Genomic DNA, 20,396 nt, shown 5'->3' with positions numbered 1-20,396 from the left:
CGGCCACGACGCGGTCGGACACCGCGAAGTCGACGACCGCGCGATCCGGCACCGCGAAATCCACCACCGCGAAATCCACCACCGGGAAATCGACCACCGCGCGGTCGGCCACGGCTGCGCCACGGCGGACGGACCCGGATCTGCGAGCCGGACGCGCCGCCGCCGGAACCCGTACGGCGCCGGACGCCCCACGGCGCGCCCGGACGCAGGACACCGCTACGCGCCGGACCCGTCCGCGGACGCAGACCGCCGACGAGCAAGCTCGGTCGCGGACCCGTGAGAGGCCGCGCACGTCCACCGGCTCCCGGCCCCGGTCGTCCGAGCGCCCACCGGTGGCGACATCGGAACGTCCCGGACCGGGGCTCGACGACCGCGCTCCGCGTCGCAAGCGCCGGCCCTTCGCGGCCGCCGTCGAGTGGCTGAAGACCCACGTTCGCCGGCTCGCCCGGGCGGTGCGGAAGCGCCGGGACGCGGTGCTGCGCGATGCCCCCGCCTCGACGGACCAGCTCATCGATACCGTCACCGAGGGCAGTGCGAGCACAAGAGCCGTCCTCAAAGGCGCCGGGGCCGCCCTGACCGGCAAGAACCCCGTGTGGGCCGCCGTCAAGGGCCTGATCTCCGGCCTGAGCACCAGGACGAAGATCCTGTTGGCCCTCCTCGTCGTCCTGGTCGCGCTGCTGGCTCCGGTCCTGCTCGTGGTCGCGCTGCTGGCCCTGCTCGTCGCGTGGCTGGTCGCGGCGGTACGGGCCGCCACCCGGTGAGCGCCCCTCGGCACCACGCCCCTCGACACCACGCCCCTCGACACCAGGCCACGGCCAGCCCCGGCAGGACTCCACCACGGCGGGCCGGTCGCATAAGCTGACGTCGTGCGTCGTTTCGACTTTCCCGTGGACCTGCCCCACGCCAAGGCCGTCAATCAGACCGTCGCCGAGGTGCGACGACTACGGGTGTCGGCGATCGTGCTGGCGGTGCTGTTCACCGTAGCCGCCGTATGGCTGATCGCGGTCGGCCGGGCGTGGTCCTTCGTCGTCGCGGCCGTGGTCGTCGTCGCCGCGCTCACTTCCGCGTGGGTCGCGGTGTGGGCTCCGCGCAAGGTGGGCACGATCCAGGATCTGTACCGGGACAGCCCGCTGGTTCCGGCCGTGGTCTCCGAAATCCGGCCGCGCGGGATGACGCTGCTCGCGCTCGTCGACATCGCCAAGCCGCAGACCGACGGTCACCGTTACGCCCTGGTCGCCCGGGACGTCACGGCCGTACCGGGGCACCGGGTGCGGGTCGGCGAGCGCGTGCCGTCCGTCGCGGTGCTGTCGGACCGCACCACCCGCAACACGAGCGGCGTGTGGCAGATGGTCAGCCCGATGCCGATCGCATGGGGCACCCGGGACGCTTCGGTGCTGCGCGAGGCCGCCGCCGCGATCGACGAGACCGAGTGGAAGGTGCTCGAAGGCAAGCTTTCCCGCTCGGACGAGGTCGCGGCCAGCGAGGAGCGCCGGCTCGTGCTGGACCCGAAGGACCTGCCCGCCGACCTGCGCTGACCATGCGCCCCGTCGTCCTCACCGGAAGCACCGTCGTTCTCACGGTGCCCCGGGCGGGCGACGTCGACGCGATCACGGCCGCCTGCCGGGACCGGTCGATCGTGCGGTGGACGACGGTCCCGGACCCCTACACGCGGGCGGACGCGCAACGGTTCGTCGGCGACGTGGTGCCCGCGGGCTGGGCGGCGCACAGCCCGGTATGGGCGGTGCGGACGTCCGCCGACGGTCCGCTGTTGGGGACCGTCGGGTTGATCGAGCGGGACGCGTCGGCGGCGGAGATCGGGTACTGGATTGCCCCGGCTGCCCGCGCCCGCGGACTCGCGACGGAGTCGGTGAACCTGCTGTGCGACTATGCTTTCCGCTCGGACGGATTGAAACTGGACCGCATCGAGTGGCGGGCGCTGGCCGGGCACCGCGCGTCGGCGGCGGTGGCCCGCCGGGTCGGCTTCCGCTTCGAAGGCGTGCAGCGGCGCGGGATACTGCAGCGCGGGTCCCGGCACGACGCGTGGGTCGCGGGCCTGTTGCCCGACGACCCACGCGTACCGGCCGACGGATGGCCGATGTGATCGACGGGGCCGGTCAGAGCAGTTCGGGCAGGACCTCCTTCTCGAACAGCTCGATGCCCGAGGTGTCGTAGGCGGCCTCGGGGAAGTAGAGGATCGCGTACGTCATGCCCTGCTTCTTCAGCGCCCTGAAGTTCTCGACGATCTGCTCGGGTGTTCCCACGGCGGGCAGACCCCGGAAGGCGTCGAGCGCACCGTCGGCCTTCTCGGGCCCGACGTACGGTTCGAGCCGGGCCCGCAGCGTGCCGAGACGCTCCTGCACCTCGGCCTCGGTGCGGCCGATGGCGACGTTGTAGTTCGCCGAGCGCACGATGGCGTCGAAATCGGTGCCCACCTCGGCGCAGTGCCCCCGCAGGATCTCCGACTTGTGGGCGAAACCCTCCGGGGTGCCGTCGAAGTTGGTGTACTGCGCGTACTTCGCGGCGATCTTCAGCGTCACCTTCTCCCCGCCCCCGGCGATCCACAACGGGATGCCGCCCTCCTGCAGCGGCAGCGGCCGCACGACGGCACCGTCCACCTGGTAGTGCCGGCCGTGCAGGGTGGCCGTGCCGGTGGTCCAGGCCTGACGGAAGATCTGCACACCCTCGTCGAGGCGGCGCAACCGTTCCGGCGCGGACGGGAAGCCGTATCCGTAGGCGCGCCACTCGTGCTCGTACCATCCGCCGCCGATGCCCATCTCGATGCGGCCGCCCGAAACGATGTCCGCGGTCGCGGCGACCTTCGCCAGGTAGGCGGGGTTGCGGTAGCCCATGGCGGTGCACATCTGCCCGATCCGCACCCTCTCGGTGACCGCGGCGAACGCCGACACCAGCGACCACGCCTCGTGGGTGGCCTCCTCGGTGGGCACCGGCACGGTGTGGAAGTGGTCGTACACCCAGATCGACTCCCACGGTCCGCTGTCGGCGCGCTGAGCCAGGTCACGCATCACCCGCCACTGCTCGGCGGGTTCGATGCCGACGAGGTCGAGCCGCCAGCCCTGGGGGACGAACATTCCGAATCGCATGTGGGATTCCTGTCTTCGAGATCGGGGCCTGCGTGCCGATCCCCAGTATCGCGGACCGGCCCCGGTCGCGCGGGGTTCCCTCCGCGCGACTGGGCCCGTGCACTCAGGCCGTCGCCGCCCGAGCCGGCACAGCGTCGAACCGGCCGGCCGGGCGGTCGAGCCCGTAGTGGCCGCGCAACGTCGTCGAGGTGTATTCGGTGCGGAACAGTCCCCGATCCCGGAGGATCGGCACGACCTGCTCGACGAAGTCCTCGAGACCACCGGGCAGGTAGGGCGGCATGACGTTGAAGCCGTCCGCGGCTCCGCCCTCGAACCACAGCTGCAGGTCGTCGGCGATCTGCTCGGCGGTGCCCGCGAACGTGCGGTGCCCCCGTCCGCCGCCGAGCTTGCCGATGAGCTGGCGCACGGTCAGGTGCTCGTTCTCGGCGAGGTTCTTCACCAGCTCGTAGCGGCTCTTGTTGCCCTGGATCCGGTCGAGGGGCGGCAGCGGGGGCAGCGGCGCGTCGAGGGCATGGTCGGTGAGGTCCACCCCCACCATCCCGGAGAGCTGACGCAGCGAGTAGGCCGGCGAGATCAGGTCGGTGAACTCCTGCTCGAGCGCCTTCGCCGCGACCTCGGTGTCGCCGATGAACGGCACGATCCCGGGGAGCACCTTCAGCGAGTGCGGATCGCGTCCCACCGCGGCCACCCGCGCCTTCAGATCGCGGTAGAACGCCTGTCCCTCGGCCAGGGTGCGCTGCGCGGTGAACACGGCCTCGGCGTACCGGGCGGCGAAGTCCTTCCCGCTCTCCGACGATCCGGCCTGCACCAGGACGGGACGGCCCTGCGGGGAGCGCGGGGTGTTGAGCGGTCCGCGTACCGAGAACCGCGGGCCGTCGTGGTCGACGGGGTGGACCTTGCCCGGGTCCGCGAAACGACCGCTCTCGACGTCGAGTTCGACGGCGTCGTCCTCCCAGCTGTCCCACAGACCGGTCGCCACATCGACGAACTCGGCGGCGCGGTCGTAACGACCGGCGTGGTCGGGGGTCTCGTCGTATCCGAAGTTGCGGGCTTCGTCGGCACCTCCGGAGGTGACGATGTTCCAGCCGGCGCGGCCGTGGCTGATGTGGTCGAGCGAGGCGAACTTGCGGGCGAGGTTGAACGGTTCGTTGAAGCCGGTGGACGCGGTGGCGATGAGGCCGATGCGCTCGGTGACGACGGCCATCGCCGAGAGCAGGGTGATCGGTTCGAAGATCGCCTGAGCGTTGTGCTCGACGCGCGGCCCCACTGCGAGACCGTCGGCGAAGAACACCGAATCGAGCGTGCCGCGTTCGGCGATCTGCGCGAGCTCCTGGAAGTGTGCGACGTCGAGGACGCGGCGCGCGTCGGTGCGCGGGTGCCGCCAGGCGGCCTCGTGATGACCGACTCCCATCAGGAAGGCGTTGAGGTGGAACTGCTTCGGGGACTGCGACATGACAACCTCTCCAGGTGTGGGGGAACGAGGGGACTACCGGTCTGCGCGCCAGCGGGAGAGCCGGCGCTCGACCGCGACGAGGATCCCGTTGAAGGTCAGACCGACGAGAGAGATGGCGACGATGCCGGCGTACATGTTCGGGATCTGGAAGTTGAGTTGCGAAGCGGTGACGAGATAGCCGAGACCCGCCTTGGCGCCGACCATCTCGGCCGCGATGAGCACGAGGATGGACGAGGCCGCGGCCATCCGGATGCCGGTGAAGATCGTCGGCACCGCGGCCGGCAGGATCACCTTCTGGAACAGGCGGTACGAAGGCAGACCGAGGGAGCGGGCCGATTTCACCAGGAGCGGATCCACGGTGCGCACGCCGGAGACGGTGTTGAGCAGGATCGGGAAGGTGCTCGCGTAGGTCACCAGCGCCACCTTCGAGGTCTCGCCGATGCCCAGGATCAGGATGAACACCGGCAGCAGCGCGAGCGCGGCGGTGTTGCGGAACAACTCGAGGATCGGATCGAGGAACTCGGCCACCGGCCGGTACCAGCCGATCGCCACACCGAGCGGGATCGCGACGAGCACCGCGATCCCGAAGCCGGTGACGGCCCGGGACAGGCTGGCACCGAGGTGCTCGGCGAGCCGGCCGTCGCCGATCAGCTGGGCGAAGGCGTCCGCGACCACGGTGAAGGGCGGCAGGAACACCTCGTCGACGAGTCCGAGCCGGGGCGCGATCTCCCAGACCGCGAGGAAGGCGAGGATCGCGACGGCCGGCTTGAGCCCGCGCCACACGAAGGCACCGATCCAGGGGCCGGTCCCGGCGCCTCGAGCCGGCGGGGCCGGTGCGGGTCGTTGCTCCGCCAGGGCCCCGTCGAGCGCGACGGGGTGGATCAACGTGGCGCTCGGACTAGACATGGTGGACCTCCTGGATTGCGGCACCGTGGTTCTGCGCGCGCTCGACGTCCGAGTGCAGCAAGGACCAGATCCGGTGTCGATAGTGTCGGAACGCCTCGCCGGAGCGGACGTCGTCGACGGTGCGATCGATGTCGATGTCCACGACGGCCTCGACCCGTCCGGGCCGGGACGTCAGGACGGCCACGCGCTGTCCGAGGTAGACCGCCTCGTCGATGCCGTGGGTGATGAACAGAATCGTCTTGCCGGTCTCGTGGCGGATCCGTAACAGCTCGTCCTGCAACGATTCCCGGGTCTGTGCGTCGAGCGCGGCGAACGGCTCGTCCATGAGGAGCACCTCGGGGTCGAACGCCAGGCTCCGGGCGATCGCGACGCGCTGTTTCATGCCACCGGACAGCTCGTGCGGATAACGATCTCCGAATCCACGCAGCCCCACGAGCTCGAGGTAGTGCTCGGCGCGCTCACGCCGCTGCCGCCGGGGCAGCCCCTTCGCCTCGAGGCCGAATTCGATGTTGTGCCGCGCGGTGCGCCACGGCAGGAGTGCGTACTGCTGGAAGACGATGCCCCGGTCCAGGCCCGGCCCGGAGATCGGCTGTCCGTCGAGCAGGATCCGGCCGGACGTCGGGCTGCTCAGCCCACCGAGCAGGTCGAGCAGGGTGGACTTGCCGCAGCCGCTGGGGCCGACGAGGACGAGGAACTCACCGTCGGCGACGTCGAGGCTGACGTCGTCGAGGGCTGTGAACGCGGTGTCCGTACCGCGGACCGGGAACCGCTTGGTCACGTGCTCGAGACGGAGCTTCGGGGTGGTGCTCATTTCGCCTCCTCGACGGGTTCACCGTTCGGACCGCTCGACGGTTCGTAGGTGCCGTTGGCGTAGGGGTTGAACTCGTTGGTGTAGATGTCGGATGGGGTGAACGTGCCGTCGGGCAGTTCGCCGTTCCGGGCGAGCCAGTCGAGCCAGGTCCGGATCTCCTGTTCCGTGATCGTCCCGCCCGGTCCGGCGACGCCGGGGCTCTGGTAGAACTCGACCAGGTCGGTGCTCTCGTTGCGGCCGCGGCTGCCGATGATCTCCTTGAACTCGGCAATGACCGTGTCGCGCGGGGTGGTCTGCGCCCAGCGGATCGCACGTGCGGTGCCCTGCACGAAATCCGCCACCGCATCCCGGTTCTCGGCGATGAAGTCGTCGCGGAAGACGTACGTGCCGTAGCTGAACGCCCCGAACAGGGACTCGTCGGTGAACAGCGGTCGGATTCCGCCGCGCGCGACCGCGGTCTCGCGGAACACGCTGCCGAGGGTGCCCACGTCGATCTGTCCCTCCCGCAATGCCTGTTCGGTGTTCACCGGCGGCACGACGATCAGTTCGACCTGCCCGATCTCGTCCGGGGTCAACCCCTGCCGGGCGAGCCATTCGCGGACGAGGAACTCGTGGTGCGCACCGAGCGTGTTCATCCCCACCTTCTTGCCGATCAGATCCCGGGCGGTGCGGATCGGGCTGTCCTCGAGCACGTAGTAGCCGTTGAACGACTGCTCGTCGGAGCCGTAGTAGCTGATGACCGATGTGATCGGCGAGTCGGCGGCGGCGAGCTTGATGACGGCACCGTTGAATGCGCCGCCGAATTCGGTCTGCCCGGTGGCCGCGGACTGGATGTCCTGCGGACCGCTGGTGGTGTCACCCACCCAGTCCAGCGCGACGTTCTCGTAGTAGCCGAGGCTCTCCGCGAGTTCGGGGTAGGTGACCTGGCCGGCCGAGCCCTGGTAGCGCAGAACGGTGCGCCCGTCGTCGGTGGTGGCGGTCCCCGACCCCGGGGAGCACGCCGCGACCCCCGCGGCGAGGGTGACGAGGGTGGCTGCGACCGCAACCGGCCGGGCCAGCCGGCTGCGCAGCATGGAATACGACATCGCGAGAGTTGTCCCTTACGTTCGGCGAGGAGGCCCGGCACAGCGGGCACGGAGAAGTGCGGTGCGGCGACGGCGAGGCGTCCACGGCACCGGGATTCGCGGTGCAGCAACAGAAGATCGAGTGCCGGCGTCCGGACGGGCCGGACGGGCGGGGCTACACCGGGAGGGTCAGCGACAACAGTCCGGACACTCGTACACGGTGGACTCCTTCTGCGGCGATCGGACTCCGGAAGTCTGGCCCGGGCCGCGGCGACGGGGCAACGCTTCGGCGCATCCGTGTGCGAATCCCTTGACTTGTCCGATCCGCTACCGTACCGGCCGCGAACCGGATGCCGGTCGGTACGATCGGCCCATGCGCACCGCCGTGCTCGCCGACGCCTTCGAGCAGCATCGGCCGCACCTGCTCTCCGTCGCCTACCGGCTGACCGGCAGCGTCGCCGACGCCGAGGACGCGGTCCAGGACGCCTGGCTGCGACTCGACCGCGCGGACGCGGACGGGATCGACGATCTGCGGGCGTGGCTGACCACCGTGGTCGGACGTCTGTGCCTGGACCGGCTGCGGTCGGCCGCGGTACGTCGCGAGAACTACGTCGGCCAGTGGCTGCCCGAACCGATCGTCACTCCGGTCGGCGGACCGCCCTCCCCCGATCCGCTGGAAGCCGTTGTGCGGCAGGAGGACAGCCGGATGGCGGCGATGGTCGTGCTGGACACGCTCACCCCGGCCCAGCGCGTCGCCTTCGTCCTGCACGACGGCTTCGCGGTGCCGTTCGACGAGATCGCCGCCATTCTCGACGTCACGCCGGCGTCCGCGCGCCAGCTCGCCTCCCGCGGCCGGCGGGCCGTCGCGGCCGCGCCGCCGCCCGTGCCGGCCGCCGAGCACGTCGAGGCGGTACAGCGGCTGATGACGGCCCTCGCCTCCGGGGACCTCGCGGCGGTGGTCGCGGCGCTCGACCCCGACGCCCGGGTGATCGGGGACGCGGGCGGCACCACCCGCACCGCGATCAACGTCGTCGTCGGCGCCGACCGGTTCGCCCGGTTCTTCCTGGGCCTGATGCAGCGCTACGGCGCCGAGGCGTTCCTGGCCGGCACGCCGGCGCTCGTCAACGGCGAACTGGGGTTCGTCAGCGCCGGTTCCCCCGGCGACGGGACCCGCCGCGCGTTCGCCGGGCGGGTCGTCGGCTGCACCGTCCGTGACGGGCGGGTATGGGCGGCCTACGACATGGCCAATCCCGACAAGCTCCGCGGCGTCCGCCTCGACGGTTAGAGTCGCGGTCATGGAGCCCCGACTGAGCTTCGTCACCCTTGCCGTCGCGGACCTCGAGCGCACCCGGCGCTTCTACGTCGACGGGCTCGGCTGGACGCCCGTCGTCGATGTGCCCGGCGAGGTGCTGATGATCCAGGTCGGACCGCACCTCGTCCTGTCCCTGTGGGACGAACAGCACTTCGCAGCCGAGGTCGGGCCCGTTCGCCGGAGCGGCGTCCCGCCCGTGACGCTCGCCCACAACGTCGCCGACCGAGCGGATGTCGACCGGGTACTGGACACCGCCCGACGCGCCGGAGCCGATCCGGTCTCCGACGCGGTCGAACGCGAGTGGGGCGGCTACACAGGATATTTCGCGGACCCCGACGGATTCCGGTGGGAGATCGCCTGGAATCCGGGTCCCATCGGTCAGCTCGTGCTGCCCTGAGCCGCGTCGTCCTGCAGCCACGGCACCCGGCACGCATCGGTGCTGAAACCCTGCTCGTGGATGCCCAGGGCCGAGTTCATCCGGGCCCGCATGTTCTCGAGCGCGATCTGGTAGGTCAGTTCGACCACCCCGGCCCGTCCGAAGCGCCGCTCGAGGTCGGCGACCTGCTCGTCCGTCACCGTGACGGCCGCACCGCCGTCGCCGCCGGCTCCCGTCATCGCGTCGGCGTACGCGATCGCCGCACGCTCGTCGTCGCTGTAGGCGTCGGAGGTCGCATAGTCGGCGATGTGCTCGAGGCGGTCCACGTCGAGGCCGTCGAGCCGCTGCAGCATCGTGCCGAAGTCGACGCACCAGGAGCACCCGACGCTCCAGGCCACCCGGTACACCGCGAGTTCGCGCACGTGCGGCGGCAGCACCGTCGACGCGCGCTCGACGAGCGTCTCGTGCACGGCGCTCGCCCGCATCAGCGCCGGATGGTGTGCGTAGACGGCGAACGGCTCGGGCACCTCCCCGAAGCGGCGCCGGGCCATCCGATAGGCGATCTTCGTCGCGACACCGGCCTCGGCCGGTGTCACCGCGGGAATGCGCGCCATGATCTACTCCGTTCCCCGGGTCCCGGACGGGACCGTTCACCTCTTCGGACGAGACAGCCCCGCCGGATGTGACACGACCGCTGCCGGGGGTCGCGAAGGACGCGGCTAAGCTGCCGAAATGGCAGAAATCGCGTCCTCACGCCGGGTCCGCACGGTCGAAAGGCTGCGGCCGTTCGCCTCCACGATCTTCGCCGAGATGACCGCTCTGGCCGTGACGCACGACGCCGTGAACCTCGGCCAGGGCTTTCCCGACACGGACGGCCCCCGCGCGATGCTCGACGTCGCGCGCCAGGCCATCGCCGACGGCGTCAACCAGTATCCGCCCGGGCCGGGCACGCCCGAACTGCGGCGGGCGATCGCAGCGGACCGGGCGGCCCGGTACGGACTCGAACACGACCCCGACGGCGAGGTCCTCGTCACCGTCGGTGCCACCGAAGCGATCAGCGCCGCCGTCCTCGGTCTCGTCGAGCCCGGTGAGGAGGTGTTGCTCACCGAGCCCTACTACGACTCCTACGCCGCGTCCGTCGCACTCGCCGGGGCTACCCGCCGCACCGTTCCGCTCACTCGTGCCGGATCGGGGTTCGTCCTGGACGTCGACGCGCTGCGCGCCGCGGTCACCGACCGCACCCGGATGCTGGTGGTCAACACCCCGCACAATCCGACGGGGACGGTCTACGACGACGAGGCGCTTCGCGCGCTCGCGGAACTGGCGTGCGAACGCGACCTGCTGGTGCTGTCCGACGAGGTGTACGAGCATCTGGTGTTCGACGGCCGGCAGCACCGGCCGATCGCGTCCCTGCCCGGCATGGCCGAACGCACCGTCACCGTGTCCAGCGCCGCGAAGATGTTCAACGTCACCGGCTGGAAGATCGGGTGGGCGCTCGGGCCCCGCGAACTGATCGACGGGGTGCGCACGGCGAAACAGTTCATGTCCTTCGTCGCCGGAGCGCCGTTCCAGCCCGCCGTCACGTACGCGCTGACCCACGAGCAGCCCTGGGTCGCCGCCCAGCGCGACGATCTGCAGCGCAGGCGCGACCTGCTCTCCGCTGCGCTCACCGACGCCGGATTCGGCGTGCTGGACTCGGCCGGAACGTATTTCGTGTGCGCGGACGTCACCCCTGTCGGTGTGACGGACGGTGTCGCCTTCTGCAGAACCCTGCCCGAGCGCATCGGCGTGGCCGCGGTCCCGGTGAGCGCCTTCGTCGACGACCCCCGGCAATGGAATCACCTGGTGCGGTTCGCCTTCTGCAAGCGCGACGACGTCCTCCTCGAGGGTGTCCGGCGGCTGCGCAGCCTGCGGGAGCACGGCTGACTATGACCGCCCCCGCCACCATTCCCTCCGACTTCGTGCGCCGTTCGGTGGTGCTGGCCGAGGCGAACGGGGTGGATCTGGCCCCGGCCCTGAACGCGGCACGGATCAGCCGCGCGGTGCTCGCCCACCCGCACGCGCGCCTGACCCCCGAGCAGGTCACCCGGTTCACCCAGAAGACCTGGGAACTCACCGGTGACGAACTGTTCGGGCTCGGACCGGGACCGGTACCCCGCGGCACGTTCCGGGTGGTGTGCCTGACGCTGATCCACTGCCGGGACCTCGCGCAGGCCCTCGAGCGGATGATCCAGGTCAACCAGGTGCTGCCGACGCTGCCGCGGCTACGGCTCACCCCGGGGCCGCGGACGACCCGGCTCGAGGTGGTGCTGGAGTCGTACGACGACAGGACCCGCGTCATCATCGACTTCCTGCTCATCCTGCTGCACCGCTTCGCGGCCTGGCTCGTCGGGGGCCGGGTACGGCTGGCGTCGGTCTCGGTCCCCTACGGCGAGCCGGATCCGGTGCTGGCGAAGAACTACGACGCGATCTTCGGGGTGCCGGTCACCTTCGAGGCCGCCGGCGCGGTGCTCGAGATCGACAACGCGGCCCTGCGGTCGCCCATCGTCCAGACCGAGGAGACCCTCGAGGACTATCTGCGCGAATCACCGAATCTGATGATGTCGGAACGCGACTACGACTCCACCGCCGCGTCGCAGGTGCGGCGGATCCTCGAGTCGGGCATCGAGGGTCGCACGGCGACCGCCGAGGACGTCGCGGAGATGCTGTCGGTGAGCGCCCCGCATCTGCGGCGTCTGCTCAGGCAGGAGGGCACCTCGCTCGGGCAGTTGCGCGAGGAGGTGCTGCGCGACACGGCGATCGCCGGGTTGCGGCGCGGCGAGGCGGTGGACGCCCTGTCGGCCCGGCTCGGCTTCTCCGAGCCGAGTGCGTTCCGGCGCGCCTTCAAGCGATGGACGGGCAAGACCCCCCGCGCGTACCGGTAGGTCGCCGGTTCACGCGACGCAGAACTCGTTGCCCTCCGGATCGGACATCGTGATCCACTCGTTCGGCCCCTGCCGGCCCCGGTGCAGGACGGTCGCGCCCGCCTCGGCGAGCCGGCCGGCCAGCGCCTCGCGGTCCTCCCCCGCCCGGATGTCGAAGTGCAGCCGGTTCTTCACCGTCTTGCCTTCGGGCACCAGCTGGAACAGCACGCGCGGACGCGCGGGCACCTCGGGATCGGAGATCGCGGCGCCCGCCTTCCACACGAGGACGCCCTCGAAGATCTCGGTGTCCTCCTCCCGGGCGTGCCCGGCCGCGACCAGGCCGCGGATGAAGTCCTCGTTGCTCGGCTCCACCCGCCAGCCCAGCGCCGCCGCCCACCATTTCGCCAGCGTGTGCGGGCTGCTCGAATCGACCGTCACCTGGAATCCGTAACCCATGCGGTGACGGTACGACGGCACCCCGACACGTCAGGGCTGTACGAGGATCCGGATCGGATCCCCGACGTGGTCGCGCAGCTTCGCGATGCCCTCGGCGATGTTCTCGAGCGGGACGATCTCGCTGACGGAGCGGGAGATGTCCAGGCGCCCGCGGGAGACGAGTGCCGCGAGCGTCTCGATGTCGACGTTCTTGTACCCGAGGTGGCCCATGACGTGCTTGCGCGACAGGCCGAACGTGGCCGTGGGGCCGAGGGAGGCCTCCTGCCCGCTCAGCCCCACCACCACCACGCGGCCACCCGTCATGACGCACTGCAGGGCCTGGTCGAAGGTGACCTTCAGGCCCGCAGAGTCGAAGGCCACGTCGAGCATCTTCCCGCCCGTCGCCTCGGCGACCTTCCGGACCAGGTCCGGGTCGCGGGAATCGAACACGTGGTCGGCGCCGAGTTCGAGGGCCCGCTCCCGCACCGCGGGGTTGATGTCGAACGCGAGGATCGGCACGGCGCCGACCAGCCGGGCGAGCTGCACGATGTGGGTGCCCACCCCGCCGACTCCCCACACGCCGACGGCCTCGCCCACCGCGACCTGGCCGGTGCGCACGACCGCACCGAACGGGGTCGACACCGCGTCGGCGAGAATCGCCGCCTGCTCGAGCGGGACGTTGTCGGGCACGCGGGTGAGACCGCCCGCCTGGGCGACGGTGTACTCGGCCCACGCCCCGTCGTACGCGAACGCCATCAGCTGGATGTTCGGGCAGTTGGTCAGGTCGCCCCGCCGGCAGAAGCGGCACTGCAGGCACGGTCGGCCCGCGGCGGGGACGACGCGGTCCCCGACCGCCCAGCCCGTCACGCCGTCCCCGACGGCGGCGATGGTCCCGGCGGCTTCGTGCCCCTGGGTGACCACGGGCAGCAGGGCCGGGAACGTACCGTCCAGCAGGCTCAGATCCGAGTGGCAGATCCCGCAGAACGCCACCTTCACGAGCACCTCGCCGGGGTCCGGCGACGGAATCGGAACATCTTCCAGCACATTGGTTCCGGTGTCGGCATGAAAGCGCGCGGCGCGCATCGTCCCGGTCATGGTCCCCTCATCCTGTTGTGCGGCGGCAGCCAGGGGCGACCCTACTCCCGCCGCATGCGCGAGTGCGCATGTTCGTGCTGCGGATCTCCGCGACGGGTTGCATCCGCCGACGGTGAGTGAGAGCGTCGAGGAGAACCGTCATCGACTTCGAGAGGGTGATTCGCAACAATGCAGACGGCCGTCATCGACGCCTACCCGACCCGGAACCGCACGAAGTGCGTGAGCGTGTCCCGGCCGGATCCGGTGGTGTGGGGATCAGCCGCGGGGCCGCTGGACGCGTCGGCCGTCGCCGAGTACGACCGGCGCGGGTTCCACACCGTGGACGCGCTCCTGCCGGCGCACGACGTCGGAAATCTGCTCGACGAGACAGCACGTCTGGGCCGGGAGCTGGCCGACGACAATCGGGTCGTGCGGGAGGCCGGCAGCGGGGACGTGCGCTCCGTGTTCGACGTGCACCGCCTCTCCGACACCGTCGGCGAGATCATCCGGCGACCGGAGATCGCCGGGATCGCCCGCCAGCTCCTCGGCTCGGAGGTCTACATCCACCAGTCGAGGCTGAACGTCAAGCCGGGATTCCGCGGCGGACCGTTCTACTGGCACTCGGACTTCGAGACCTGGCACGCCGAGGACGGCATGCCGCGGCCGCGGGCGCTGAGCATCTCGGTCGCGCTGACCGAGAACTACGGTTACAACGGCGGTTTGATGATCATGCCCGGTTCGCACCGGACCTTCGTCTCGTGCGCCGGCACGACGCCCGACGACTACTACCAGCAGTCGCTGGTCACGCACGTCCCGCCCACGGGTTCACCCGACGAGGACACGCTGACCTCGATGGCCGCCGAGCACGGCATCGCCACGTTCACCGGCTCGGCCGGTTCCGCGACGGTGTTCGACTCGAACTGCATGCACGGCTCGAACGGCAACATCACCCCGTTCCCCCGGTCGAACCTGTTCGTGGTGTTCAACAGCGTCGAGAACACGCTCGGCGAGCCGTTCTCGGCACCGAAGCCGCGCCCCGACTACCTCGGCAGCCGCGACTTCACGCCGCTGCGCTGACACGAACGGATGCGGGGGTGCGCCCGGGACGAGTCGGGCGGACCCCCGCATCGCAGGACTCATACGCGGACGGTGTCCGCCACGTCGATCGGCAGCGTGCGGGCACGCGGTGTGCGCAGCAGCCGGGTGAGCGTGAATCGGCCCTGCTCCGGATCGTAGGGCCGATAGGCTAGATACACGAGCACGTGGAACGCCCAGTGCGCCCTCAGAATCCGGCGAAGCACCGGATTCATCCGGCCGTGCAGTTCGAACGTGGCGGTTCCGGAGCGGATGTACTTGGTGTACTCCCGCGGCGGCGTCAGCGCACGCCGGGGGGAGATGTCGACGAACAAGTCGGAGAGCTGGGCGATCTCGATGTCGGCCTCACGCAGGCACAAGGCCAGGTCGAGGTCTTCGTGGATCCCGGCATCCGTGCTGACCGCGTCGCGGACGCGCTGCCACGCCGACCGGCGCACGGCCATGTTGGCACCGTGCAGATTGTCGATTCGGCGCTCACCGCCGAAGAACCCCTTGCGCACGCGCTGCTCGATATACCGGCGCTTGAGCTCCCGGTACGGCGAGTCGTAGGAGTTGCTGAGTCCACTGACGGCTCCGACGCTCGCGGTGTCTGCACGCGCGAAGAAGTCGAGGATCGTGTGGGCCCATCCGGGACGGACCCGCGTGTCGGCATCGATCCTGCCGAGAAGATCTCCTGTCGCCCAGTCGAACCCGGCATTTCGAGCGAATGCGACACCTGGGCGGGGCTCGAAGATCCGGCGGACGATCGGAGACCGCTCGGCAATCGCATCGACGATCTCGCCCGTCCTGTCCGTCGAGTTGTTGTCCACCACCGCGATTTCGTGGATATCCGCCTCCTGCTCCAGCAGGGCCGCAAGACACTGACCGATGTACTGTTCCTCGTTGTACGCCGGCACGACCACCGACAGCGTGTGCTGATGCATGCCTCCGACGCTACCGCGACCGTCCGCGTGCCTCGGAACGCCGAAGGCAGGAACCGTGGCGGGACACCCCGACACGGTTCCCGCACCCTCAGGAGCGACGGCGGCGCACGGCGTCGGCCAGCCGATCGAGCTGGGCGGAGGTGGTCGCCCAGTCGAGGCACGCATCGGTGATGGACTTGCCGTACTCGAGCTCGTCCGCCCGGCCGAGCGTGAGGTCCTGCCGGCCGGCCTCGAGGAAGCTCTCCAGCATGACTCCGGCGATGCCCTGCTCGCCGGCCTCGAGCCGCTCGGCGATGTCGGTGACGACGTCGACCTGCTTTTCGTGGTCCTTGCTGCTGTTGCCGTGGCTGGCGTCGATCACGACGCGTTCGGGCAGACCGGCCTTGCGCAGGCGGGCCATCGTGTCCGCGACGGTCTCGGCATCGTAGTTCGGGCCCGCGGAGCCGCCACGCAGGATGACGTGGCAGTCCGGGTTGCCGACGGTCTCGATGAGGGCGGCCTGGCCGTCGAGGTCGGTGCCGGGGAACACGTGACTCGCGGCGGCGGCGCGGGTGCCGTCGACGGCCACCTGCACGTCACCCTCGGTGGAGTTCTTGATGCCCACCGGCATGGACAGCGCGCTGCACAGCTGCCGGTGCACCTGGCTGGCCGCGGTGCGGGCACCGATCGCGCCGTAGGTCACCAGGTCCGCGTAGTACTGCGGCAGGATCGGATCGAGGAACTCGCACCCCACGGGCAGACCGAGGCCGGAGACGTCGAGCAGCAGTTTGCGGCCGATGCGCAGTCCGGTGTTGATGTCGTAGGTGCCGTCGAGATGCGGGTCGTTGAGCAGGCCCTTCCACCCGAGGGTGGTGCGCGGCTTCTCGAAGTACACCCGCATCACCACGTGCAGGTCGTCACGCAGCTCGTCGGCCTTCGCGGCGAGACGTCGCGCGTAGTCCATCGCGGCGGCGGGATCGTGCACCGAGCACGGCCCGACCACGACGAGCAGGCGGTCGTCGGTGCCGTCGAGGATCGCCACGGTGTCGGCGCGGCCCGAGCGCACGGTCGCGGCGGCGACCTCGTCGGGGGCGTGTTCGCCGCGGACGACGGCCGGAGCGACGAGCGGGCTGATCCGCACGGTCCGCTGTTCGTCGAGATTCGCGGTGGAGATGGAGGTGCTGGTGGTCATCGGGGTTCGGTTCCTGTTCCCGGGCCGACCCTGGCTGAACCTTCGGTGATTCCAGCGAGCCGGTCCGTGTCCGGCTCGTAGGTGGAAGAAGTCAGCGCGCGGTTACGCCGACCGACCCACCCCGGGCCGGCCTGCTAAACCAGAAATATGCGCGCTGCATGCGGACCACCGTAACAGGCCGCCCTCCCCCGCGCCACGGCGCCCCCCGTGCGCGGTTTCGGTAGCGGGGGCTACCGAAACCGCGCACGGGGGGCGGGCACGCACCCCTTCGGCACGCCGATCAGGTTCGGGTTCCGACATCGGTGCGCAGCCGGAATCCGGACGGAACGCAACACCACGACAACGGTCGATAGTCGGCCGCTTCGGGTGTGGAAACGCGCGAACCGGGGCACCCTTGGAGAGTCTGTCCCGCGAAGCGACGAGCACGGAGGTGCCATGCCAGACCTGGACGGCGGAACTGCCGCCCCATCCCTGGGCGTCAGCCCGCCCGGAGCGAATCCACCCGACGAGAACGCTCGGGGGACAGGACCGGAACACACCGCCGACGGACACCTGGTCGAGGCCCAGTCCGAGGACTTCTCCCATGCCAGAAATCTCGCGGTGGATCCGGACTGGTTCAAGACCGCGGTGTTCTACGAGGTCCTGGTGCGCGCGTTCAACGACTCGAACCACGACGGGACGGGTGATCTGCGCGGGCTGACCGAGAAGCTCGACTACATCGCCTGGCTGGGCGCCGACTGCATCTGGCTGCCCCCGTTCTACGACTCCCCCCTGCGCGACGGCGGGTACGACATCCGGGACTTCCGGGCGGTGCTGCCGGAGTTCGGCACGGTCGACGACTTCGTCCTGTTTCTCGACGAGGCGCACAAGCGCGGCATCCGGGTCATCACCGATCTGGTCATGAACCACACGTCGGACACGCACGCGTGGTTCCAGGAGTCGAGGACCGACCCGGAGGGCCCGTACGGCGACTTCTACGTGTGGTCCGACACCGACGAGCGTTACCCGGATGCGCGCATCATCTTCGTCGACACCGAATCGTCGAACTGGACATGGGATCCGGTGCGCAAGCAGTACTACTGGCACCGCTTCTTCTCGCATCAGCCGGACCTGAACTACGACAATCCCGAGGTGCAGGACGCGATGATCGACGTCCTGCGCTTCTGGCTCGACCTGGGTATCGACGGGTTCCGGCTCGATGCGGTGCCCTACCTGTTCGAACGCGAAGGCACCAACTGCGAGAACCTGCCCGAGACGCACGCGTTCCTGAAGAAGTGCCGCGCGGTGATCGACGCGGAGTACCCGGGCCGCGTGCTGCTCGCCGAGGCGAACCAGTGGCCCAGCGACGTGGTGGAGTACTTCGGCGAACCGGAGGTCGGCGACGAGTGCCACATGGCCTTCCACTTCCCGCTCATGCCGCGCATCTTCATGGCGGTGCGTCGCCAGAACCGGTTCCCGATCTCCGAGATCCTCGCCCAGACACCGCCGATCCCGAGCAGTGCGCAGTGGGGCATCTTCCTGCGCAACCACGACGAGCTGACCCTCGAGATGGTCACGGACGAAGAACGTGACTACATGTACGCCGAGTACGTGACCGACCCGCGGATGCGGGCGAACATCGGTATCCGCCGCCGGCTGGCGCCGCTGCTCGAGAACGACCGCAACCAGCTCGAACTGTTCACGGCGCTGCTGTTGAGCCTGCCCGGGTCGCCGGTGCTCTACTACGGCGACGAGATCGGGATGGGCGACAACATCTGGCTCGGTGACCGCGACGCGGTGCGCACGCCGATGCAGTGGACCCCGGACCGCAACGCGGGCTTCTCGCGAGCGGATCCCGCGCGGTTGTACCTGCCGACGATCATGGATCCGACCTACGGTTACCAGTCCGTGAACGTCGAGCGGCAGATGAACTCGACGAACACCCTGCTGCACTGGACGCGGCGGATGATCCAGGTCCGCAAGCAACATCCGGCGTTCGGCAAGGCCGCGTTCACCGAACTCGGCAGCGCCAACCCGGCCGTCCTGTCCTACCTGCGGGAGATGCCGCTCGGACCGGACCGCAACTACAGCGACGTCATCCTGTGCGTGAACAATCTGTCCCGGTATCCGCAGGCCGTCATCCTGGACCTGTCGCGGTTCGCGGGGTGGATTCCGGTGGAGCTCACCGGTTCCGTCCCGTTCCCACCGATCACGGAGGAGGGGTACATGGTCACCCTGCCCGGTCACGGCTTCTACTGGTTTGCGCTGCAACCGGATCCGACGAAGGAAGGCGTCGGCGAACATCCGGTGAGCAGCGAGGCCGAGGCGGCGGTACAGCCATGACGGAGCCACACGTGCAGCATTATTCCGACGCGGAGCTCGAGGCCCTGCTGGCCGAGTGGCTCCCCCACCAGCGCTGGTTCGCCGCCAAGGGCCGGACCGTCGCCGCCGTACGCATCAAGCTGCGGGAACACCTCACCGACACTCCCGCATTCGGGGCGGACCACCTGCTGGTGACCGTCGAGTTCGAGTCCGGCGACGAGCAGATCTATCAGGTGCCGCTCGGCTACCGCCTCCACCTGCCCGACGAGCTGGCGCCCTGGGCGCTGCCGCGGCCCGACGGCAGCGGCGACGATCGCACCCACGCCTACGACGGCCTGCGCGATCAGGAGATCATCGACCTGTACGCGCACTCGATCGCCACCGGGCAGGTGTACGGCCCGGTCGAGTTGCACACCGTGCCCGGCACGGTCATCGAGGAGGGTCTGCGGGGGCGGGCGCTCAGCGCCGAGCAGTCCAACACCTCCGTCGTGCTCGGCGAGCAGTTGCTGCTCAAGCTGTTCCGCCGGATCACTCCGGGGGTCAACCCGGATGTGGAGCTGCATCTCGCGCTCGGGGCGGCGGGCTGCCGGTCGGTGGCCCCGGTGCGGGCGTGGATCGACGCCGAGATCGGTGGGGTGCGCACGACCCTGGCGATGGTGCAGGACTTCGCCGCCAACTCCGCCGACGGCTGGTCGATGGCGCTGGGCAGTGTGCGGGACCTGCTGCTCGAGGCGGACCTGCGGGCGGACGAGGTGGGCACGGATTTCGCCGGGGAATCGCAGCGGATGGGCGCCGCGGTGGCCGAGGTGCACGCGCTGCTGGCGCAGTCCCTCGGGACGTCCCAGCGAGCCGTGGGCGACATCGTCGACGGGATGCTGCGCCGCCTGGATGCCGCCGGCGCCGTCGTACCCGAACTGGCGGAGATCGCCCCGGGGGTGCGGGCGCGGTTCGCGGAGGCTGCGGCCACCGGCACGACGACGGTCCAGCGGATCCACGGGGACCTGCACCTCGGGCAGGTGCTGCGCACCCCCGAGCACTGGCTGCTCATCGATTTCGAGGGCGAGCCCGCCAAGTCCCTCGACGAACGTCGGGAACCGGACAGCGCCCTGCGCGACGTCGCGGGGATGCTCCGCTCGTTCGACTACGCGGCCCACCACTCCCTGCACGATGCGACGTCGGAGGCCGCTGCCGCGCAGCGCGAGTTCCGGGCGCAGGAATGGGCACAGCGCAACTCCGCGGCGTTCTGTGACGGTTACGCGAGCGAGTCCGGCGTGGATCCGCGCGAGTTCGCCGCGCTGCTGCGCGCGTACGAGCTGGACAAGGCCGTGTACGAGGTCGTGTACGAGGCCCGTCACCGTCCCCAATGGATCCGTTTGCCCCTGAACGCGATTCGCCGGATGACGCAGGCCGGCTGACGTGGCCGCAGACGCGGACGGGCGGTGACCGGATGCCGGTCACCGCCCGCGCTTCG

Annotated in this window: 20 protein-coding genes; 10 read left to right on the top strand and 10 right to left on the bottom strand. The window is 70.1% G+C overall.

Annotated elements, in window-relative coordinates:
• Positions 1-332 precede the first annotated feature (332 nt).
• The 3 genes from ACWPQI_RS04985 (at position 333) to ACWPQI_RS04975 (ending at position 2,101) form a co-directional block, all read left to right on the top strand.
• Entirely contained in the window at positions 333-761 is a 429-nt protein-coding gene (locus ACWPQI_RS04985; RefSeq protein ID WP_010593964.1) for a hypothetical protein, read from the top strand.
• Between the two features lie 105 nt (positions 762-866).
• A complete protein-coding gene (locus ACWPQI_RS04980) occupies positions 867-1,535 on the top strand; it encodes a DUF3239 domain-containing protein (protein ID WP_026138092.1) in 669 nt (222 codons plus the stop codon).
• A 2-nt stretch (positions 1,536-1,537) separates the two neighbouring features.
• On the top strand, positions 1,538-2,101 hold the full coding sequence (locus tag ACWPQI_RS04975) for a GNAT family N-acetyltransferase (protein WP_010593962.1): 564 nt from the start codon (positions 1,538-1,540) through the stop codon (positions 2,099-2,101).
• A gap of 13 nt (positions 2,102-2,114) precedes the next feature.
• Here the strand turns inward: ACWPQI_RS04975 and ACWPQI_RS04970 are convergent, their stop codons facing one another.
• The 5 genes from ACWPQI_RS04970 to ACWPQI_RS04950 all read right to left on the bottom strand — a co-directional run bounded on the left by ACWPQI_RS04970 (position 2,115) and on the right by ACWPQI_RS04950 (position 7,356).
• On the bottom strand, positions 2,115-3,101 hold the full coding sequence (locus ACWPQI_RS04970; RefSeq protein WP_010593961.1) for an LLM class F420-dependent oxidoreductase: 987 nt from the start codon (positions 3,099-3,101) through the stop codon (positions 2,115-2,117).
• Between the two features lie 103 nt (positions 3,102-3,204).
• On the bottom strand, positions 3,205-4,554 hold the full coding sequence (locus ACWPQI_RS04965) for an LLM class flavin-dependent oxidoreductase (protein WP_010593960.1): 1,350 nt from the start codon (positions 4,552-4,554) through the stop codon (positions 3,205-3,207).
• 33 nt (positions 4,555-4,587) lie between these two features.
• Positions 4,588-5,460 carry an ABC transporter permease gene (locus ACWPQI_RS04960; protein ID WP_010593959.1) on the bottom strand — a complete coding sequence of 291 codons (873 nt, stop codon included), beginning with the start codon at positions 5,458-5,460 and terminating at the stop codon, positions 4,588-4,590.
• Positions 5,453-6,271, bottom strand: coding sequence for an ABC transporter ATP-binding protein (locus ACWPQI_RS04955; protein ID WP_010593958.1), 819 nt, complete (start codon positions 6,269-6,271; stop codon positions 5,453-5,455). Before ACWPQI_RS04955 ends, ACWPQI_RS04960 begins: the two co-directional genes overlap by 8 nt.
• A complete protein-coding gene (locus tag ACWPQI_RS04950; RefSeq protein WP_040274144.1) occupies positions 6,268-7,356 on the bottom strand; it encodes an ABC transporter substrate-binding protein in 1,089 nt (362 codons plus the stop codon). The genes ACWPQI_RS04955 and ACWPQI_RS04950 overlap by 4 nt, the downstream gene beginning before the upstream one ends.
• A gap of 352 nt (positions 7,357-7,708) precedes the next feature.
• Here ACWPQI_RS04950 and ACWPQI_RS04945 point away from each other — a divergent pair, with 352 nt between their 5' ends.
• On the top strand, positions 7,709-8,620 hold the full coding sequence (locus tag ACWPQI_RS04945) for a sigma-70 family RNA polymerase sigma factor (RefSeq protein ID WP_040274142.1): 912 nt from the start codon (positions 7,709-7,711) through the stop codon (positions 8,618-8,620).
• Between the two features lie 10 nt (positions 8,621-8,630).
• Complete coding sequence (locus ACWPQI_RS04940) at positions 8,631-9,044, top strand: VOC family protein (protein ID WP_010593955.1); 414 nt, start codon at positions 8,631-8,633, stop codon at positions 9,042-9,044.
• Here the strand turns inward: ACWPQI_RS04940 and ACWPQI_RS04935 are convergent.
• Positions 9,026-9,637, bottom strand: coding sequence for a carboxymuconolactone decarboxylase family protein (locus ACWPQI_RS04935; RefSeq protein ID WP_010593954.1), 612 nt, complete (start codon positions 9,635-9,637; stop codon positions 9,026-9,028). The genes ACWPQI_RS04940 and ACWPQI_RS04935 overlap by 19 nt on opposite strands.
• Positions 9,638-9,755: 118 nt before the next feature.
• Between ACWPQI_RS04935 and ACWPQI_RS04930 the strand changes: the two genes are divergently transcribed.
• Positions 9,756-10,949, top strand: a complete 1,194-nt coding sequence (locus ACWPQI_RS04930) for a pyridoxal phosphate-dependent aminotransferase (RefSeq protein WP_010593953.1) — start codon at positions 9,756-9,758, stop codon at positions 10,947-10,949.
• Positions 10,950-10,951: 2 nt separating this feature from the next.
• Entirely contained in the window at positions 10,952-11,947 is a 996-nt protein-coding gene (locus ACWPQI_RS04925; protein ID WP_010593952.1) for an AraC family transcriptional regulator, read from the top strand.
• Between the two features lie 9 nt (positions 11,948-11,956).
• Here ACWPQI_RS04925 and ACWPQI_RS04920 read toward each other — a convergent pair whose 3' ends face one another.
• Together ACWPQI_RS04920 and ACWPQI_RS04915 are read right to left on the bottom strand one after the other, a co-directional pair.
• Positions 11,957-12,382 (bottom strand): VOC family protein, encoded by a 426-nt coding sequence (locus ACWPQI_RS04920; RefSeq protein ID WP_029539995.1) that lies wholly within the window; start codon positions 12,380-12,382, stop codon positions 11,957-11,959.
• Positions 12,383-12,412: 30 nt separating this feature from the next.
• Complete coding sequence (locus ACWPQI_RS04915; protein ID WP_432793800.1) at positions 12,413-13,456, bottom strand: zinc-binding dehydrogenase; 1,044 nt, start codon at positions 13,454-13,456, stop codon at positions 12,413-12,415.
• 168 nt (positions 13,457-13,624) lie between these two features.
• On the opposite strand from ACWPQI_RS04915, the gene thpD reads away from it, so the two are divergent.
• Entirely contained in the window at positions 13,625-14,512 is an 888-nt protein-coding gene (gene thpD, locus ACWPQI_RS04910) for an ectoine hydroxylase (protein ID WP_059174883.1), read from the top strand.
• Positions 14,513-14,571: 59 nt separating this feature from the next.
• Here the strand turns inward: thpD and ACWPQI_RS04905 are convergent, their stop codons facing one another.
• Together ACWPQI_RS04905 and ACWPQI_RS04900 are read right to left on the bottom strand one after the other, a co-directional pair.
• Positions 14,572-15,453 carry a glycosyltransferase family 2 protein gene (locus ACWPQI_RS04905; protein ID WP_010593948.1) on the bottom strand — a complete coding sequence of 294 codons (882 nt, stop codon included), beginning with the start codon at positions 15,451-15,453 and terminating at the stop codon, positions 14,572-14,574.
• Positions 15,454-15,541: 88 nt separating this feature from the next.
• Positions 15,542-16,624: a 3-deoxy-7-phosphoheptulonate synthase gene (locus ACWPQI_RS04900; protein ID WP_010593947.1), complete on the bottom strand. Its 1,083-nt coding sequence runs from the start codon at positions 16,622-16,624 to the stop codon at positions 15,542-15,544.
• Between the two features lie 600 nt (positions 16,625-17,224).
• Between ACWPQI_RS04900 and treS the strand changes: the two genes are divergently transcribed.
• Together treS and ACWPQI_RS04890 are read left to right on the top strand one after the other, a co-directional pair.
• Positions 17,225-18,946, top strand: coding sequence for a maltose alpha-D-glucosyltransferase (gene treS / locus ACWPQI_RS04895; RefSeq protein WP_010593946.1), 1,722 nt, complete (start codon positions 17,225-17,227; stop codon positions 18,944-18,946).
• Positions 18,943-20,340: a maltokinase N-terminal cap-like domain-containing protein gene (locus tag ACWPQI_RS04890; RefSeq protein WP_029539994.1), complete on the top strand. Its 1,398-nt coding sequence runs from the start codon at positions 18,943-18,945 to the stop codon at positions 20,338-20,340. The genes treS and ACWPQI_RS04890 overlap by 4 nt, the downstream gene beginning before the upstream one ends.
• Positions 20,341-20,396 lie beyond the last annotated feature (56 nt).

Source organism: Rhodococcus sp. LMD (assembly GCF_056108245.1).
Note: the sequence above shows the minus strand (reverse complement) of the source record. Positions and strands in the feature narration are given on the sequence as shown.

Coding starts and splice junctions, on each gene's coding strand:
- ACWPQI_RS04950 (WP_040274144.1), bottom strand. CDS start 7,356: ATGTCGTATTCCATGCTGCGCAGCCGGCTGGCCCGGCCGGTTGCGGTC.
- ACWPQI_RS04915 (WP_432793800.1), bottom strand. CDS start 13,456: ATGACCGGGACGATGCGCGCCGCGCGCTTTCATGCCGACACCGGAACC.
- ACWPQI_RS04970 (WP_010593961.1), bottom strand. CDS start 3,101: ATGCGATTCGGAATGTTCGTCCCCCAGGGCTGGCGGCTCGACCTCGTC.
- ACWPQI_RS04940 (WP_010593955.1), top strand. CDS start 8,631: ATGGAGCCCCGACTGAGCTTCGTCACCCTTGCCGTCGCGGACCTCGAG.
- thpD (WP_059174883.1), top strand. CDS start 13,625: ATGCAGACGGCCGTCATCGACGCCTACCCGACCCGGAACCGCACGAAG.
- ACWPQI_RS04960 (WP_010593959.1), bottom strand. CDS start 5,460: ATGTCTAGTCCGAGCGCCACGTTGATCCACCCCGTCGCGCTCGACGGG.
- ACWPQI_RS04930 (WP_010593953.1), top strand. CDS start 9,756: ATGGCAGAAATCGCGTCCTCACGCCGGGTCCGCACGGTCGAAAGGCTG.
- ACWPQI_RS04905 (WP_010593948.1), bottom strand. CDS start 15,453: ATGCATCAGCACACGCTGTCGGTGGTCGTGCCGGCGTACAACGAGGAA.
- ACWPQI_RS04965 (WP_010593960.1), bottom strand. CDS start 4,554: ATGTCGCAGTCCCCGAAGCAGTTCCACCTCAACGCCTTCCTGATGGGA.
- ACWPQI_RS04925 (WP_010593952.1), top strand. CDS start 10,952: ATGACCGCCCCCGCCACCATTCCCTCCGACTTCGTGCGCCGTTCGGTG.
- ACWPQI_RS04955 (WP_010593958.1), bottom strand. CDS start 6,271: ATGAGCACCACCCCGAAGCTCCGTCTCGAGCACGTGACCAAGCGGTTC.
- ACWPQI_RS04945 (WP_040274142.1), top strand. CDS start 7,709: ATGCGCACCGCCGTGCTCGCCGACGCCTTCGAGCAGCATCGGCCGCAC.
- ACWPQI_RS04920 (WP_029539995.1), bottom strand. CDS start 12,382: ATGGGTTACGGATTCCAGGTGACGGTCGATTCGAGCAGCCCGCACACG.
- ACWPQI_RS04975 (WP_010593962.1), top strand. CDS start 1,538: ATGCGCCCCGTCGTCCTCACCGGAAGCACCGTCGTTCTCACGGTGCCC.
- ACWPQI_RS04900 (WP_010593947.1), bottom strand. CDS start 16,624: ATGACCACCAGCACCTCCATCTCCACCGCGAATCTCGACGAACAGCGG.
- ACWPQI_RS04890 (WP_029539994.1), top strand. CDS start 18,943: ATGACGGAGCCACACGTGCAGCATTATTCCGACGCGGAGCTCGAGGCC.
- ACWPQI_RS04935 (WP_010593954.1), bottom strand. CDS start 9,637: ATGGCGCGCATTCCCGCGGTGACACCGGCCGAGGCCGGTGTCGCGACG.